The sequence below is a fragment of the Nocardia sp. NPDC055053 genome (genome assembly GCF_053608285.1).
Genome location: NZ_JBSGVD010000008.1, coordinates 99541 through 114038 on the forward strand (window position 1 = coordinate 99541; position 14498 = coordinate 114038).

General features: G+C 69.3%; 15 protein-coding genes. 5 read left to right on the top strand and 10 right to left on the bottom strand.

Annotated elements, in window-relative coordinates:
• Positions 1–31: 31 nt before the first annotated feature.
• The 5 genes from ACWF82_RS10830 to mftA form a co-directional block, all read right to left on the bottom strand.
• Positions 32–1408, bottom strand: coding sequence for a GAF domain-containing protein (locus tag ACWF82_RS10830; RefSeq protein ID WP_452500129.1), 1377 nt, complete (start codon positions 1406–1408; stop codon positions 32–34).
• Between the two features lie 105 nt (positions 1409–1513).
• Complete coding sequence (gene mftG, locus ACWF82_RS10835) at positions 1514–2911, bottom strand: mycofactocin dehydrogenase MftG (RefSeq protein ID WP_452500131.1); 1398 nt, start codon at positions 2909–2911, stop codon at positions 1514–1516.
• Between the two features lie 10 nt (positions 2912–2921).
• Positions 2922–4319, bottom strand: a complete 1398-nt coding sequence (gene mftF, locus ACWF82_RS10840) for a mycofactocin biosynthesis glycosyltransferase MftF (protein WP_379305785.1) — start codon at positions 4317–4319, stop codon at positions 2922–2924.
• A 139-nt stretch (positions 4320–4458) separates the two neighbouring features.
• On the bottom strand, positions 4459–5952 hold the full coding sequence (mftC, locus tag ACWF82_RS10845) for a mycofactocin radical SAM maturase (RefSeq protein ID WP_452500375.1): 1494 nt from the start codon (positions 5950–5952) through the stop codon (positions 4459–4461).
• A 2-nt stretch (positions 5953–5954) separates the two neighbouring features.
• Positions 5955–6059: a mycofactocin precursor MftA gene (gene mftA / locus ACWF82_RS10850; RefSeq protein WP_218719663.1), complete on the bottom strand. Its 105-nt coding sequence runs from the start codon at positions 6057–6059 to the stop codon at positions 5955–5957.
• A gap of 174 nt (positions 6060–6233) precedes the next feature.
• Here mftA and mftR2 point away from each other — a divergent pair, with 174 nt between their 5' ends.
• On the top strand, positions 6234–6872 hold the full coding sequence (gene mftR2 / locus ACWF82_RS10855; protein ID WP_452500134.1) for a mycofactocin system transcriptional regulator MftR2: 639 nt from the start codon (positions 6234–6236) through the stop codon (positions 6870–6872).
• Between the two features lie 37 nt (positions 6873–6909).
• The gene (locus ACWF82_RS10860; protein WP_452500136.1) at positions 6910–7965 is read left to right on the top strand and encodes a 2Fe-2S iron-sulfur cluster-binding protein; all 1056 of its coding nucleotides are present in this window, start codon (positions 6910–6912) and stop codon (positions 7963–7965) included.
• Positions 7966–7992: 27 nt separating this feature from the next.
• On the opposite strand, the gene ACWF82_RS10865 is transcribed toward ACWF82_RS10860, so the two are convergent.
• The 4 genes from ACWF82_RS10865 to ACWF82_RS10880 form a co-directional block, all read right to left on the bottom strand.
• Positions 7993–8733, bottom strand: coding sequence for a DNA alkylation repair protein (locus ACWF82_RS10865; protein WP_452500138.1), 741 nt, complete (start codon positions 8731–8733; stop codon positions 7993–7995).
• Positions 8734–8892: 159 nt separating this feature from the next.
• Positions 8893–9657: a glutamate racemase gene (locus tag ACWF82_RS10870; RefSeq protein WP_452500140.1), complete on the bottom strand. Its 765-nt coding sequence runs from the start codon at positions 9655–9657 to the stop codon at positions 8893–8895.
• Between the two features lie 61 nt (positions 9658–9718).
• A complete protein-coding gene (locus ACWF82_RS10875; protein WP_452500142.1) occupies positions 9719–9928 on the bottom strand; it encodes a hypothetical protein in 210 nt (69 codons plus the stop codon).
• A 46-nt stretch (positions 9929–9974) separates the two neighbouring features.
• The gene (locus ACWF82_RS10880; protein WP_452500144.1) at positions 9975–11174 is read right to left on the bottom strand and encodes an NAD(P)/FAD-dependent oxidoreductase; all 1200 of its coding nucleotides are present in this window, start codon (positions 11172–11174) and stop codon (positions 9975–9977) included.
• Between the two features lie 246 nt (positions 11175–11420).
• Here ACWF82_RS10880 and ACWF82_RS10885 point away from each other — a divergent pair, with 246 nt between their 5' ends.
• Genes ACWF82_RS10885 through ACWF82_RS10895 form a run of 3 tightly spaced genes read left to right on the top strand, consistent with a single transcriptional unit; the run spans position 11421 to position 13036 of the window.
• Entirely contained in the window at positions 11421–11777 is a 357-nt protein-coding gene (locus tag ACWF82_RS10885; protein ID WP_379085738.1) for an SPW repeat domain-containing protein, read from the top strand.
• Complete coding sequence (locus tag ACWF82_RS10890; protein ID WP_452500145.1) at positions 11777–12394, top strand: TetR/AcrR family transcriptional regulator; 618 nt, start codon at positions 11777–11779, stop codon at positions 12392–12394. The genes ACWF82_RS10885 and ACWF82_RS10890 overlap by 1 nt, the downstream gene beginning before the upstream one ends.
• A 45-nt stretch (positions 12395–12439) precedes the next feature.
• On the top strand, positions 12440–13036 hold the full coding sequence (locus ACWF82_RS10895; RefSeq protein WP_452500147.1) for a transglutaminase-like domain-containing protein: 597 nt from the start codon (positions 12440–12442) through the stop codon (positions 13034–13036).
• An 8-nt stretch (positions 13037–13044) separates the two neighbouring features.
• On the opposite strand, the gene ACWF82_RS10900 is transcribed toward ACWF82_RS10895, so the two are convergent.
• Positions 13045–14490, bottom strand: a complete 1446-nt coding sequence (locus tag ACWF82_RS10900; RefSeq protein WP_452500148.1) for an MFS transporter — start codon at positions 14488–14490, stop codon at positions 13045–13047.
• Positions 14491–14498 lie beyond the last annotated feature (8 nt).

Sequence of the window (14498 nt, forward strand, 5' to 3'; positions counted from 1 at the left end):
GTGTGAGCTGTCACACTTTCAGAACCGGAGACTATGAGCCGAAACGTTGCATCTGCGTTGCATCGGCACCGAGGCGCCGGTCGAGCACCCGGATCTTGGCCTCGATCTGCGCATACAGTGGCGAATCGCGGTCGACGGTGGCCCGGTACGCGGCCCATGCGGCGGCGTCGTCACGGCCTTCCGGACCGGCCGTCCACCGGCGCAGCACGCCGGGATCGGCCGAAGCGAGCACCGCGGTGCGCAGCCGCACGCGAAGCTCGTCCCTGATGTCGCAAATGCCGGGAGCCGAGGATCGCGGGAGCACCGGACCGGCGTACAAGCGCAATGCGGATTCGATATCACCGGAGTCGAGCGCGGCCCGCAGCGCCTCCACATCGGTTGCGACATGCACCCGGAGACGGTATGGACGCGATCCGACGACCGTGGCGCCGACCACCGACCGCAAGCGCGACATCGCCGCGCGGATCGTGCCGTTGTCCAGATCGGTGTCGTCGAGCAGCAGCGCCAGATGATCGGCGCCCAGCCCTTCGGGATGCTCGGTGAGCAGGAGCAGGATCTCGGCATGGCGTTGGGAGAGCGGCACCCGCTCCCCCGCCACACTCAGCTGTGGCTGTCCGAGGCCGAGCACATCGAGCCCGAGCCGGGCCGGTCCCGCGTCGGCGCCCGCCTCGCCGGTGCGTTGCGGCTCCGCGGCCGCGCCACCGCGGCCCGCGCGCATCGCCCGCATGACGAGATCCATCTCGGCCGCCGTGGCCGCCGCTTTCACCAGAGCGAGGATCTCAGGCTTGGCCACCCGCATACCGCCGGCAATCATCAGCACGCCGATCAACCGGCCGTCCGGCTCGTGTACCGGCGCCGCCGCGCCGGTGATCTGGTGCATGCGATGGAGGAAATGTTCGGGTCCGTGGATCCAGGTCGCGCGGCCGGTGCGCACGACGAGGCCGACCGCGTTCGTGCCGATCCGGCGTTCGCTGAGATCGTCGCCCTCGCGCACGCCGATCTCGGCGGCGGCGGCGACCTGCTCCGGATGGCCGTGCACCGACAGCACCCGGCCGAACTGGTCGGCGACCGTCACGATCAGTCCGGCGCGCGCCGCGTCCTGGACCAGCAGTTTGTCGATCAGTGGCATCAGCGCGGCGATGGGATGGGCATCCCGGTAACGCGCCAGATCGGCACCACGAAGACCGCGACCGTCGAGAACGTCCGCCGGATCGATTCCGCCACGCACACTGCGTAGCCAGGATTCGAGTACGAGCGGACGCAGCAGGCCGGCCAGCTGGGTCAGCTGTTCACCACCGGCACTGAGAAAACCATGGGCCTGTGCGGCATAGGCTTCCAGAGCACCGAGCTGTGCGCCCGTCTCCGCCGCCTGCCGTGGGGGCCGCCCACCTGCGAGATTGCTGACCATTTGCCTTTCTTTCCCGCTACAAACTGTACCGGTCAGTTATCAGCCGCTTCGCCAGAAGTGTGGGTTTGTCCCGCAGGTCACATTGTGGTAGCAAATGTCACTTCGTCACACCGCATGTAGATCGGCTATCAATGCCGCCAGCAGCACTACCGCGGCCTGCGGACCACGGTGCAACGGCACCGGGACGACGGACAGATCGGCGACCGTGAGGCCCTCGATGCCGTGCACCCGGCCGCACTCGTCGACAACGGCGCGCGGGTCACCGGCGGGGCCCATCCGGCAGGTACCCGAAAGATGCTGGGACGTCCCCAGATGCGCGCGCAGCCAGGTGTCGTCGACGGTGCCGAGCGGCAGGCCGAGCACTCGCGCCGCGACCTCGACCCCGGCGCGGAGCCGGTCACGATCGCGGGCGCCGCGCAGATAACCCTGGTCGATATGGGCCGGTACATCCGGGTCGGCCGAGCCGAGCGTCAGTTCACCGGTCGACTCCGGAGACATCAGGGCGACGCCGAGCCTGCGCAGGCCCGGCGTGAACATGGGGGTATACGGGCGCAGTTCGAGGTCGTCGAGTTCCAGGACGTATTCGAGCGCGACCGTCGCCGACTCCGGCGCCGGTCCCGGGTACTCGATGCCGATCTCCGGATGATCGGTGCACCACGCGCCGACCGGCGCGGGCAGCACGACCGGAACACCGAGCGAGCGCAGCTGCGGCTCGGGGCCGATCCCGGAGCGGATCAGCAGCGCCGCTGATTCCACCGCGCCCGCGCAGACGATCACCCGGTCGGCGAAGGTCGCGCCGCGCTCGCGCCCCCGAGCCCACTCCACGCCGATGACCCGTGCGCCGCGCAGCAGCAGCCGGGTCACCGTGGTCCCGCCGATGACGTTCAGGTTCGGCCGGGCGAGTGCGGGATAGAGATGGGTGAGCGCGGGTCCGGCCCGGCGGCCGTCGGCCACCGCCAGCGGAACTCGCCCGAAACCTCCGGCGCGCCCCGAGGGGACGGCATTGAGATCGGCGATTTCGGCGAGGCCGAGTGCCGCGCAGCGGGCGGCGAACTCCGCGCTGACCGGCGCCGGATCAGTGCTGCGCTGGACCGGGATCGGGCCGCTTGCACCATGCCCGGGCGCGGTACCGAAATCTTGGTCGGCTTCCAGGTCGGCGAATATCGGCAGGACCGCGTCGAACGACCACAGCGCGCTGCCTGCCGCCGCGCTCCACGCCGCGAAGTCGGCGGCGGTCGGGCGGACGAAGTAGCTGCCGTTGATCGCGCCCGACCCGCCGATCAGCTTGCCCCGCACGATGTTTCCCGGATACCGCCACACAACCCCGGAGTCCGGGCCGACCGGAAGATGCCCCGGATCGAGCAGGTGGGCAGGCAGCCCAGCGGCCGATGCCCAGACCGGTCCAGCCTCCAGCACCGTGACCGTGTGCGCCGGGTCGGCGCTGAGCCGGGCCGCGACCACGCACCCGGCCGACCCGGCCCCGACGACGAGAGTGCTGGTCACGCGGCGAAACTCAGCGGGGCGGCACGCTCGGCTTGAGCGCCTCGAAGCTGCGCGCCCTGATGACGCCGAGCCACAGGCCGCTGCCGTAGGCGACGTCGTCGAGACGCTTGTAGGCGACATAGCGCACCGGGTCGAGTCCACCGGAATCGCGATGGGTGAACCAGTCGGCCAGCCCGTCTGCCAGCGCCATGGTGATCGCGATCTTGCGGATCCGCCGCGAGGCGAGCACCGCGACCAGCGTCACCGGCCAGTAGTCGCGGCACATCGCCGAAGCCAGCCGCCACATTCCGGCGAAATAGCCGCGCGCGAGATAGACCGCCGCGATGCGGGTCGGATTGTCCAGTTCGGTGAACACCCGCCGCATCCGCACCAGCGCGGTGGCCAGCGTGACCAGCCCGCCGAGCAGGCCCCACTTGGACAGCGTCGCGAACAGAATGCTCGCCAGCACGGTCCAGGTCGGCACCGACAGCGGCGAGACCATCCCCGCGTGCCGTTTGCCCAGCGGTGCTGCGCCGGTGCCGTAGAACAGCTTTCGGCCGAACCAGGCGCGGAAGGCGACCCGGTGATCGTGGGCGACGTGCGCGGCGGGCTCGTAGCGCAGCCGCCAGCCCGCCCGTTCCAGCCGCCAGCACAGGTCGACATCCTCGGCCACCTGCATCGACTCGTCGAAACCGCCCTCACCGAGCAGCGCCGCGCGCCGGGCGAGCAGCGCCGCGCTCGGCACATAGGACACGACACCGCGCGCATGGACAGCGGACTCGCGCCTGCCGAGGTCGAGCGAGGACCGGGTGTGCTCGTAACGGGCCAGCGCGTTGGACTCCTTGTCCAGCGCGACGATGCGCGGCGCGACCAGCGCGACCTGCGGATCGCTGAAGTGCCCGAGCATGACTTCCAGCCAGCCGCTGCGCGGTACGACATCGGAGTCGAGGAACGCGACGAAGCCCGTTGTCGCCGCCTGTAATCCGGCGTTGCGCGCGGCCGCCGGACCCAGCGGGATCTCGTGGCGCAGCACCGTCACCTGACCGCGGCCCTGACGCGGCGGGATGCGCACCGGTTCGTCGGAGCCGTCGTCGACGACGATCACGTTGTGCCCGCGCAGCGTGGCCAGCAGGCGCAGCAGGCCGTCGGCGTTGTTGTAGAGCGGGATGACGACGGTGACGTCGTCGAGCGAGGGCAGCAGCCGCGGCCGCGGGTTCGCCACACCGGAATCGAGCAGCCGGCGCGCCACGATCGCGGACTTGGTATCGGTCACCTCCAGGTACCCGTCGCCGATCAGCTCGGCGGCCTCCGGGGCCAGGCGCATGATCCGCGCGGGCGATCCACCGATCAGGATCCGACCCCCGGAAAATGCGCGTACCCGTGGATCGATCCGTACCCCGAAGCCGTCGGGCAGACGATCATGGCGCATTCCTCGCATGCTATTCGCACTCGAGCCCGCAGACATCATCACCCCACAAAAAAGGAGGAAAGTCCGCCAGAAATGCCGCTGTGACCGGTAACCAGACGCGTCAACAAGATCGGCAGCGCACTTCCGGCAACTGACCCGCCTAGCCGAGCGGACTCTCGTTGCACGCCTTGGCAGGAGCGCGCTTCACGGTCAACGGCAGCGACACCCGGCCTCGGGTACGAACCGGGCGCGAATGGTCGACCGCGGGTCGGGGAATCGTGCGTCCAGGCATCGACAGGGCCGCTTCGCCATAACCCTGAACACATTCCGGGTCGGGACCGTTGGCGGGCAGGCCGGTGAAGAACTTCGCCGCCATGCAGCCGCCGCGGCAGGCGTCGTAGTGCGAGCACTTGGTGCAGGCGCCACCGTCGACCGGCTCGCGCAGTTCGGCGAACAGCTCCGAAGTGGTCCACACCGCGTCGAAACCGCCGTCGGCGACGATGTTTCCGGCCTTGAACCGGTCGTGGATGGCGAACGGGCAGGCGTAGACGTCGCCCACCGGATCGACCAGGCACACCACCCGGCCCGCGCCGCACATGTTCAGGCCGGGCAGCGCGGAACCGAAAGCGGACAGGTGGAAGAACGAGTCGCCGGTGAGCACGCCCTCGCCGTTGGCGACCAGCCAGTCGTAGAGCTCGCGCTGCTGTTCGGGCAGTGGGTGCAGTTCGTCCCAGACGTCGGCACCGCGGCCCGACGGGCGCAGGCGGGTCAGGCGCAGGGTCGCGCCGTAACGGTCGGCGATGGCCTTGAATTCGTCGAGCTGGGCGATGTTGTGGCGGGTCGCGACGACCGAGAGCTTGGCGTCCTTGAAACCCGCGTTGTGCAGATTCTCCAGGGCGCGGATCGCGGTGTCGTAGGAGCCGGGGCCACGCACGGCGTCGTTGACCGCGGCGTCGGCGCCGTCGAGGGAGATCTGCACGTCGACGTAGTCACTGGCGGCCAGCCGCGCGGCGACCTCCTCGTTGATGCGAACGCCGTTGGTGGAGAACTTGACCCCCACGTGGTGGGCGGTGGCGTAGTCGACCAGTTCCCAGAAGTCCGGGCGCACCGTCGGTTCGCCGCCGCCGATGTTGACGTAGAAGATCTGCATGCGCTCGAACTCGTCGATCAGCGCCTTGCACTGCTCGGTCGTCAACTCGTTCGGATCGCGGCGACCCGACGAGGACAGGCAGTGCACGCACGACAGGTTGCACGCGTAGGTGAGTTCCCAGGTCAGGCAGATCGGGGCGGCCAGACCGGATTCGAACCGGTCGATCAGCCTGCCACCCTGGGTGGTCTCCGTGGAGGCAGGCATGCTCACCGGTGGCACCGCGGTGACCGGGCCCGGCGCGGGCACGATCATGTCGGTGTCGGCCAGCTGCGCGAGCGCCTTGATGTGCATATCGGACGCACCGACGCCCTTGGCCCGCAGTGCGTCCCGCACCGAGGCATGGGCAGGCAGCGACTGCACCACGTCGACCAGGTCGCGGCTCTTGAGGAACGAGAGCTTGCGAGTGCCGAAGTGATACAGCAGCGCACCGAAGGATTCCGGTCGCAGCGAGACGCGCGGATGCAGCGCCCAGCGGGTGTCGAGATCGAGCACGCCTGCCTCCATGGTCAGTACACGCCGCACATGCCGTCGATGCTGACCTCTTCGATCAGCGTCTCGGTAACCAGGTCTTCGTCGGATTCGACGGTCGCAGGCGTTGCGTTCTCGGGCATGACTACCTCCATTGTGTTGCCGGTCACCGCCGACTTTAACGTCAGTCACTGCCATAAAGGGGCGGAATTCGAAAATCTCGATGGCCGCGAGCACTCTGGGGCGCCCCTCTAGACTTCCGGGAGCGGACGGGTACGGGCCGGTGAGCCCGGTGGCAGCAGAGGTGAGGCGGAAGTTTGCGTAACCACGGAGGGGCAGGGAGCGGCGCGCATTCCACACTCTCGGAGTCGGAGATCGTCGAGGCCGCGCTACGAGTCGTGCGCGAGGACGGCGTGGAGAAGCTGTCGATGCGCAGACTCTCCCGCGAGCTCGGCGTCTCGCCGATGGCGCCGTACTACTACGTCGCCGACAAACGGGAACTGCTCGACCTGGTGGCCAGCGCCGCGCTGCTCGGGGTGCGTAAGCCCGCACGCGAGTCGGGACCGTGGCAGGAGCGCCTGCGCGATCTGATCGATCAGATAGACGATAAACTGCGCAGGCATCCCGGCCTGGGCGACATCCTGCTCGAGCAGATGCTCGGCAAGCAGCTCGACCTGATCGACGCGGTGATGGAGATCCTGTTCGACGCGGGCTTCAGCGACCGCAACGTGCTGGCCGCGTATGCGACCATCCACACCTACCTGTTCGGCCGCAGCCGGGTGAATCCGCGTGACCGCTCCGCCCCGGCGGACGTGCTGTTGCCCGAGGCGGTGGCACGAGCCACGAAGTACATGGCGGACCTGCGCGGCAAGTACTCCTACGACTTCGGGATGGAGGTGCTGGTCGCCGGTCTCGAGGCACAGCTTGCCCTGCAGGCGCGTCCCGACCTAGCATGAAACTGAAACACGTTCTAGTTTTGTTCGAGAGGACGACATGACCACAGTCGAGGTTCCGCACGGTTCGCGCTCGGTGGTGCTGCGGGTGGCCGCGGTGATCGCCGAAACGGCCGACACCAACTCCGTGGTCTTCGAGGTGCCCGCCGACCTCCGCGAACGCATGACCTACTCGCCGGGCCAGTTCCTGACCCTGCGCATCCCCAGCGACCAGACCGGCTCGGTCGCGCGCTGCTACTCGCTGGCCAGCTCGCCGTTCACCGACGATCTGCCCAAGGTGACGGTCAAGCGCACCGAGGGCGGGTACGGCTCGAACTGGCTGTGCGACAACATCTCCGCGGGCGACCAGCTCGAAGTACTGCCGCCCTCCGGCGTCTTCACGCCCAAGAACCTCGACGAGGACCTGCTGCTGTTCGGCGCGGGCAGCGGCATCACCCCGGTGATGTCGATCCTGAAGTCGGCGCTGTCGCAGGGCACCGGCAAGGTGGTGCTGGTCTACGCCAACCGCGACGCGAACTCGGTGATCTTCGCCGACGAGCTGCGCGAGCTCGTCGGCAAGCATCCGCAGCGGCTCACCGTCATCCACTGGCTCGAACCGCTGCTCGGGCTGCCGACCGCCGACATGCTCTCGACGCTGGTCGCGCCCTACACCGCCTACGAGGCGTTCATGTGCGGGCCGAAGCCGTTCATGGACCTGGTGCACGACGCGCTGGCCACGCTCGAAGTGCCGCGCGCCCGCACCCACGCCGAGGTGTTCAACTCCCTCGCCGGTGACCCGTTCGCCGACCACGCTCCGGCCGAGGTCAGCGACGAAGAGGCCGCCGACGCCGCGACGGTCGAGGTCGAGCTCGACGGGCAGGTGCACGAGCTGTCCTGGCCGCGCAAGCAGACCCTCGTCGACATCATGCTCGACAAGGGCCTCGACGTGCCCTACTCCTGTCAGGAGGGCGAGTGCGGGTCCTGCGCGTGCACCGTGCTCGAGGGCAAGGTGGAGATGGGGAACGCCGAGATCCTCGACCCCGAGGACATCGAGAACGGGTACATCCTCGGTTGCCAGGCGCGACCGGTGACCGACCACCTCAAGATCCAGTTCTGAGCCGGGTACCGGACCAGCTCGACCCTGTCACCGCATCGCGCGGTAGGCGGCGCGTTGCTCCGGGGCCAGGTGCTCGACGGCGTAGCTCAACGCGGTGCGACCCATGCTCGGCGCGTAGACGTCGAGGAAGCCGGTGAGCACCGCGGGGTCGACGCGTTTGCCGACCTCGCGCAGCATCCAGCCGAGCGCCTTCTGGATGAGGTCGCGGCGGTCGTCGAGCAGCTTCGCGGCCAGTTCCAGCGTCGTGCTCGCGTCGCCCGCCTTGATGAAGGCGAAGGTCGACAGCAGCGCCACCCGCCGCTCCCACAGCGAATCCTGCTGTGCCAGCTGGAACAACAGGGTGCGGTCTTCGTCGAGCAGCCAGGGGCCGACGATGTGCTCGGCGGAGGCGTCGACCAGATCCCAGTTGTTCACCCGGCCCCGGCGCACGGCGTCGAGGTAGAACTCGACCATCTCCGCGCGGGCCGCGTCGTCGCGGGTGCGCGGTTTCGACGCGGCGGCGAAGCGGGCGTTCAGGATGAACAGGGCGGCCAGGCGCTCCTCGTGGACCGGGCTGTCGAGCAGTTCGCCGATCTGCTTCAGCGGCAGGGTGGCGAACTGCTTCGCGACCTTCCTGGTGGCGGGAACACGGACGCCGAGGAAGACGTCACCCTCGCCGTATTCGCCCGCGCCCGTTTTGAAGAAGCGTTGCAGGTGCTGCGCGTCGGCGGGATCGGCCTGCGCGGCGAGCGCGGCGCGCACCTGCGTAGCGGTGGGGAACTCGGACACGGGTACCTCCGGCGTCGAGGAGAATTCCTTCGCATTCAACACCGATGGACCGACAAGTCCGCGCAGATATTCGGCAGGTCGCGCGATGCCATGGTTCGCCTGTCACCAAGGCGCCGATCATGGTCGGGCCACCCGCACCAGCTCAGGTGCGCCCCGACTTCAGCTCGGGACGGCGCCGACCACGCGGCCGGACTCGAAAGCGGCCGCGCTGGCAGGCAATTCGCCCGGTCTGCCGCTGGCGCGGACCGCGACGGTGCCGTTACCGGTGGACGGCCGGCCGAGTTCGTCCATCTTGCGGATCGTTTGCGCGGCGACGGCCTGGGCGCTGTCGAACAAGCGCACACCGTCGGGCAGCGCGGCGACGATGGCATCGATGACCAGCGGATAGTGCGTGCAGCCGAGGACAACGCCCTCGACGTCGGCCGGCGTGCGCGCGGCGGCGTCGGCGATGGAATCGCGGATGGCGGGCAGGTCGCCGCGGTCGATCGCGTCGGCCAGGCCGTGGCAGGCAACGCCGACGACCTTCGCGTCACCGGCGAAGCGGGCGATCAGGTCGGCCTGGTAGCGGCTCGCGGTGGTCGCCGCTGTCGCCCACACCGCCACCGACCGGCACTGCGCCGCCGCGGGCTTGATGGCGGGCACGGTCCCGATCACCGGCACCGATTCCCCCACCTCGGCCCGCACATGATCCAGCGCCGTCACACTCGCGGTATTGCACGGCAGCACGATCACCTCGGCCCCGAGCTCCAGCGCCTGCCGGGCAGCCCCCAGCACCCGCTCGACCACCCAGTCCTCCGGCTTGGGCCCCCACGGCGCGCCCTCGGGGTCGAGCAGGAGCAGCAGATCCACATCGGGCCGCAACTTGCGCAACCACGCAGCCGTCGGCAGCAGGCCTAGGCCGGAATCGATAAGCGCGACGATCACGGGGTCCACCGTATTACAGGCACCCGAATCGGCCGGTCGCCACCATGTCCTGCCGGGCAGGTCAGACCAACTCGATCTCGTCGAATCCCACCGTCAGGTTGTGCCGCCGCTCCCGCAGGACACCGCCCTCACGATGGGCCACCCCTTCGGCGAACTCGAGCCGCAGTGTGGAACGACGGACATCGACCTCCTGGACGACGCCGCAGATACCGCTGAACGGGCCCGCAGGGAAATAGACGACATCACCGGCCGAGTACTCGGTAAACCCCACGCCGCCACAGTAATCCAGTTCCGTGGCGACGGACAGAGCCTTCGGGTCAGCCCGCCGCGGCGAGCAGGTCGGCCACCGGGGTCTGGGTGGCCAGTTTGGCGCGCAGCTTCATCACCTGGCCGGTCAGGCCCGCGCCGAGGACGGCGGTGAGGATGCCGTCGCGGGAGTAGTAGGCGAGGAACTTGCGGCCGTCGTCGGTGACCACGGTGACGTCGTCGGTGGGTGACGGGGTGCCGAGAGCCTGGATCTTGACGTCGTACTGGTCGCTCCAGAAGTACGGCACCCTGGCCGCGGTCGGGGCAGCCCCGCCGAGCAGCGCGGTGACCAGGAGTTTCGCCTGTTCGCCCGCGCTGGTCCAGTGTTCGACACGCTTGCGGACGCCGGTGTCGTGCTGCCAGGCGGCGACATCGCCGACCGCCCAGACACCGTCGGCGGAGGTGCGGCCGACCTCGTCGGCGAGCACCCCGCCCCCGGCCGCCTTCTCGGCGAGTTCGATGCCGGAATCGGCCAGCCAGTCGGTGACCGGGACCGAGCCGACACCGATCACGACGAGGTCGGCGTCGATCTCCGTGCCGTCGGTGAGCACCGCGCCGCGCACCCGGCCGGAATCGTCGGCGCGCAGCGTGTCGACGCCGACGCCGCAGCGCAGGTCCACACCCTCCTCGCGATGCATGCGAGCCACCAAGCCGCCGATCTGCTCGCCGAGCACCGAGGCGAGCGGAGTCGGTTGCGGCTCGACGAGGCTCACGTCGATACCGGCCGCGCGGAAACTGGCCGCCAGTTCGCAGCCGATGAAACCGGCGCCGATGATCAGCGCCCGGTTCGCCCCGTCCAGTTCCGCGCGCAGGGTCTGCGCGTCCTCGTGGGCGCGCAGCACGTGCACACCGGCCACCTCGGACAGGCCTGGCAGCCTGCGCGGGCGCAGACCGGTCGCGATGATCAGCTGGTCGTAGCCGATGCCGGTGCCGTCGGCGAGGGTGACGGTGCGCGCGGCGGTATCCACCCCGGTGACCGCGGTACCGAGACGCAGCTCGATGTTCTTCTCCGCGAAGAACTCCGGCGGACGCAGGGTGGTGTCGTCGGTCTCGCCGCGGACGAACTGCTTCGACAGCGGCGGGCGGTCGTAGGGCGGGCGCGACTCGTCGCCGAGCAGCAGCACACCACCCTCGTAACCGGCCCTGCGCAGTTCCTCCGCCGTGCGCATGCCTGCCAGACCCGCTCCGACGATCACGATGGGCGCGCTCATACCTGTGTCCTCTCGCCATGAGCGGCGCCCTACGTGCTCGCGCGAGCCACCGCCGCCGGGAGCTGACCGCCCATGTCCTTGTGTCGCGGGCCACTACGGCCCCCAGATGTTTGTACCAGTGCGCGCGGTCACCAGTGACACCCACGTCGCAACACAACCGTGCCGGTTCCGGTATCGACCGGGCGGTCAATCAGGAGTAGACCGAGGTCAGAAGGATTTTTCGTCTCATCGAGGAGGCATGTCCCCATGTTCACCGACAGCCGTGCACAGGACTTTCTCGCCGTCGTGCTCGGCGCATTCACCGCACTGTCGCCCCTGTGGGTCAGCACCAACGACAACGCCCGCTGGACGTTGATCGTGCTCGGCGTGCTCATCGCGGCGACCGGGCTGATCCAGATGGTCAGGGCGGAAATGGCCGCCGCCGACTACGCCATGGGCCTGTTCGGCGTCCTGCTGTTCATCTCGCCGTGGGCGATGGACTTCACCGCCTTCCGCGGCGCATCCATGACCGCATGGGTGGTCGGGGTAGTGACGGTGGTGGTGGCGGTCGCCGCGCTGCCCGCGATGAATGCCCGCTTGCACGACATGGCTCCGCATCACTGATGCCGGGCCGACACGTCGGGCGCCGCAACGCGAAACGCGATGGCGACGCCCGGCAACTCATTCTGGATGCCGCCGAAAACCTGTTCGCCGCACAAGGTTTCGATGCCACCCCGACCGCGGCCCTCGCCGCGGCCGCCGGTGTGCCCAAGGGCCTGGTCTTCTACTACTTCCCCACCAAGAACGCGATCCTGTCCGCGCTCATGCGCGAACGCGTCCCGGAACACCCGATCGACGACCTGAACGCCGTCGTCGCCCCCGGTGACCCGGCCACCAGCCTGATCAACCTCGACACCGCCATCAACCTGCGCGACCACCACTCCTCGGTCCTGCGCGTCATCATGTGGCGCGAGGCCGACACCCACCCCGACGTCCGCCGCCGCCTGCGCCAGCTCCGCGACCAGCTCCTCGACGTCACCGCCCGCGTCCTCCAGGAAAGCGTCCCAACCCCCATCCGCCCCAGCACCCTGCGCGCCTGCGCCGCCGCCTGGGTCTCGGCCATGTTCGCCATCGCGGGCACCGACCGCCTCCACGCCCTCGACGACATCCCGGTCCCCACCACCGACGACCTGCTCTCCGTCGCCCAGGTGGTCGCCGCGGGAATGACCCACCTCGGCTGAGGCGATGCTCGACGAGCGGTGACTCGCTGAAGCTATGGTCGGAACATGTCTAATACGGTCATGTCGACGCCCGATCCCTCGGCTTATCTGAGCGGCGACGACATCGTGGAAGTCGACCATCCAGCCGTTCGGGCGCTCGGCAGCGAGCTTCGAGCACAGTCAGACGGTGATATCGACTGTGCCAGGCGGATGTTCGAGTGGGTGCGGGACGAGGTCGCGCATTCCTACGATGCGCAGGATCCGCGGGTGACGCTGAAGGCCTCGGACGTTCTCGAGCAGCGCGTCGGCCTCTGCTACGCGAAGTCACACCTGCTCGCCGCGCTCCTGCGCGGGCAGGGGATCCCGACCGCGCTCTGCTATCAGCGACTCGGCAACGGCGATGGTCATGTCCTGCACGGTCTGGTGGCCGTGCACCTCGACGGCGCCTGGCACCGGCAAGATCCACGCGGCAATCGAGAGGACATCGCCGCGGAGTTCTCCCTCGGCGCGGAACGGCTGGCCTGGACTGCCGACCCGCGGGCAGGCGAGATCGACTACCCGGATCTCCGTGTGCGACCGGCGCAAGTAGTGGTGGACGTCCTCCAGCGGACGACCGATGTCCTCGCGATCTCCGACACAGGCCTGCCGGAGGACCTCGGCTGAGCGGGCGCTCAGGTCACACGCACGGCCAGCAGGCCGAGCGCGGCGTGCAGCAGCCCCGCGATCACGGCGACGACATGCAGGCCGTCCACGAACGCGGCGCGCGCGTCTGCCAGCACGACCGGCGCGAGAGCGGGCAGGTGCAGGGTCTCGCCGAGGGTCGGCGCGAGGTCGGGGCCGTGCAGCCGGAACAGCAGCGCGGCCAGTGAGCCGAAGACCGCGATCCCGAAGGCGTTGCCTAGTTCGTTGCCGGTCTCGGCGAGCGCGGCGGCCGAACCGGCCCGTTCGGGCGGGACCGCGGCGACGGCGATATCGGCGACCACGCTGAACGAGATGCCGTAGCCGATGCCAGCGACGGCGGTCGAGGCGATGTACCAGCCCGCGCCGCCCGTATCACCGGCGAACAGCAGCAGGAACAGTCCGGCGGCGATGGCGAAGTGCGCGCCGATCAGCGCCGACGACTGCCCGATCCGGGCGACGACCGCGGGCGTCACGACCGCAGCCACGGTGAGCACGACGGCACCGGGGACCGCGAGCAAGGCCGCGCGGGCGACCGTCAGCCCGAGCACCGACTGCAGATAGGTGCTCGCGAGGTAGGCGGTCGCCGACCAGGCTGCCAGCGGCAGGAATCCGGTGACGATCGCGATCGTGAACACCGGACTGCGGAACAACCCGAAGTCGATGAGCGGGTGCGTGATCCGGAACTGCCTGCGCACGAACCAGATCAGCAGCGCGAGCCCGGCGAGCCCGGCGACCGACCCGGGCGCGGACGCACCGTCGGCCGCCGCGTGCTTGACCGCGTACATGGTGAGCAGCAGCCCGGCGGCCGAGGCGAGCACACTCGCCACATCGACCCGGCCGACCCTGGACTCGCGCACCTCACGCAGCAGTACCGGCGCGAACACCAGGAACACCAGCAGCACAGGCAGATTGATCAACAGCACCGATCCCCACCAGAACCTGGTGAGCAGCTGCCCCGCCACGATCGGACCCACCGCGAACCCCGCGGCGAAGGTGGCGGCGAAGATCCCGATGGCCTGTGCGCGCCTGCGCGGGTCTGCGAACAGGGTGCTCAGGATCGCCAGCGCCGACGGCAGCAGCGTCGCTCCCGCCACGCCCATCAGTACCCGCAGGCCGATCAGGATCTCGGCGCTCGGCGCGAAAGCCGCTGCCGCCGAGGCTGCTCCGAACACCGCGGCGCCGATCATCAGCAGCCGGAGCCTGCCGTACCGGTCGCCGATACTGCCGAACGCGATCAGCAGCGAGCCGACCGCGAAACCGTAACTGTCCAGGATCCACAGGGATTGGTCCGCGGTCGGGGTGAGCGCATCCGTGATCGCGGGCATCGCGAGGAACAGCACCGAGCCGTCCATGGCGACCAGCAGGACAGGGCCGAGGATCACCAGCAGGCCCAGCCAGGCCCGTAGCGTCGAAGGAGGTGTGTCGAGTCGAGTCATGTTCCCGA

What these genes read in the sequence shown, in the direction of transcription:
- mftA (WP_218719663.1), bottom strand. Translation starts at nt 6,059, where the DNA reads ATGCCCGAGAACGCAACGCCTGCGACCGTCGAATCCGACGAAGACCTG.
- ACWF82_RS10895 (WP_452500147.1), top strand. Translation starts at nt 12,440, where the DNA reads ATGTCTAATACGGTCATGTCGACGCCCGATCCCTCGGCTTATCTGAGC.
- ACWF82_RS10885 (WP_379085738.1), top strand. Translation starts at nt 11,421, where the DNA reads ATGTTCACCGACAGCCGTGCACAGGACTTTCTCGCCGTCGTGCTCGGC.
- ACWF82_RS10830 (WP_452500129.1), bottom strand. Translation starts at nt 1,408, where the DNA reads ATGGTCAGCAATCTCGCAGGTGGGCGGCCCCCACGGCAGGCGGCGGAG.
- mftC (WP_452500375.1), bottom strand. Translation starts at nt 5,952, where the DNA reads ATGGAGGCAGGCGTGCTCGATCTCGACACCCGCTGGGCGCTGCATCCG.
- ACWF82_RS10900 (WP_452500148.1), bottom strand. Translation starts at nt 14,490, where the DNA reads ATGACTCGACTCGACACACCTCCTTCGACGCTACGGGCCTGGCTGGGC.
- ACWF82_RS10860 (WP_452500136.1), top strand. Translation starts at nt 6,910, where the DNA reads ATGACCACAGTCGAGGTTCCGCACGGTTCGCGCTCGGTGGTGCTGCGG.
- mftF (WP_379305785.1), bottom strand. Translation starts at nt 4,319, where the DNA reads ATGCGCCATGATCGTCTGCCCGACGGCTTCGGGGTACGGATCGATCCA.
- ACWF82_RS10890 (WP_452500145.1), top strand. Translation starts at nt 11,777, where the DNA reads ATGCCGGGCCGACACGTCGGGCGCCGCAACGCGAAACGCGATGGCGAC.
- ACWF82_RS10880 (WP_452500144.1), bottom strand. Translation starts at nt 11,174, where the DNA reads ATGAGCGCGCCCATCGTGATCGTCGGAGCGGGTCTGGCAGGCATGCGC.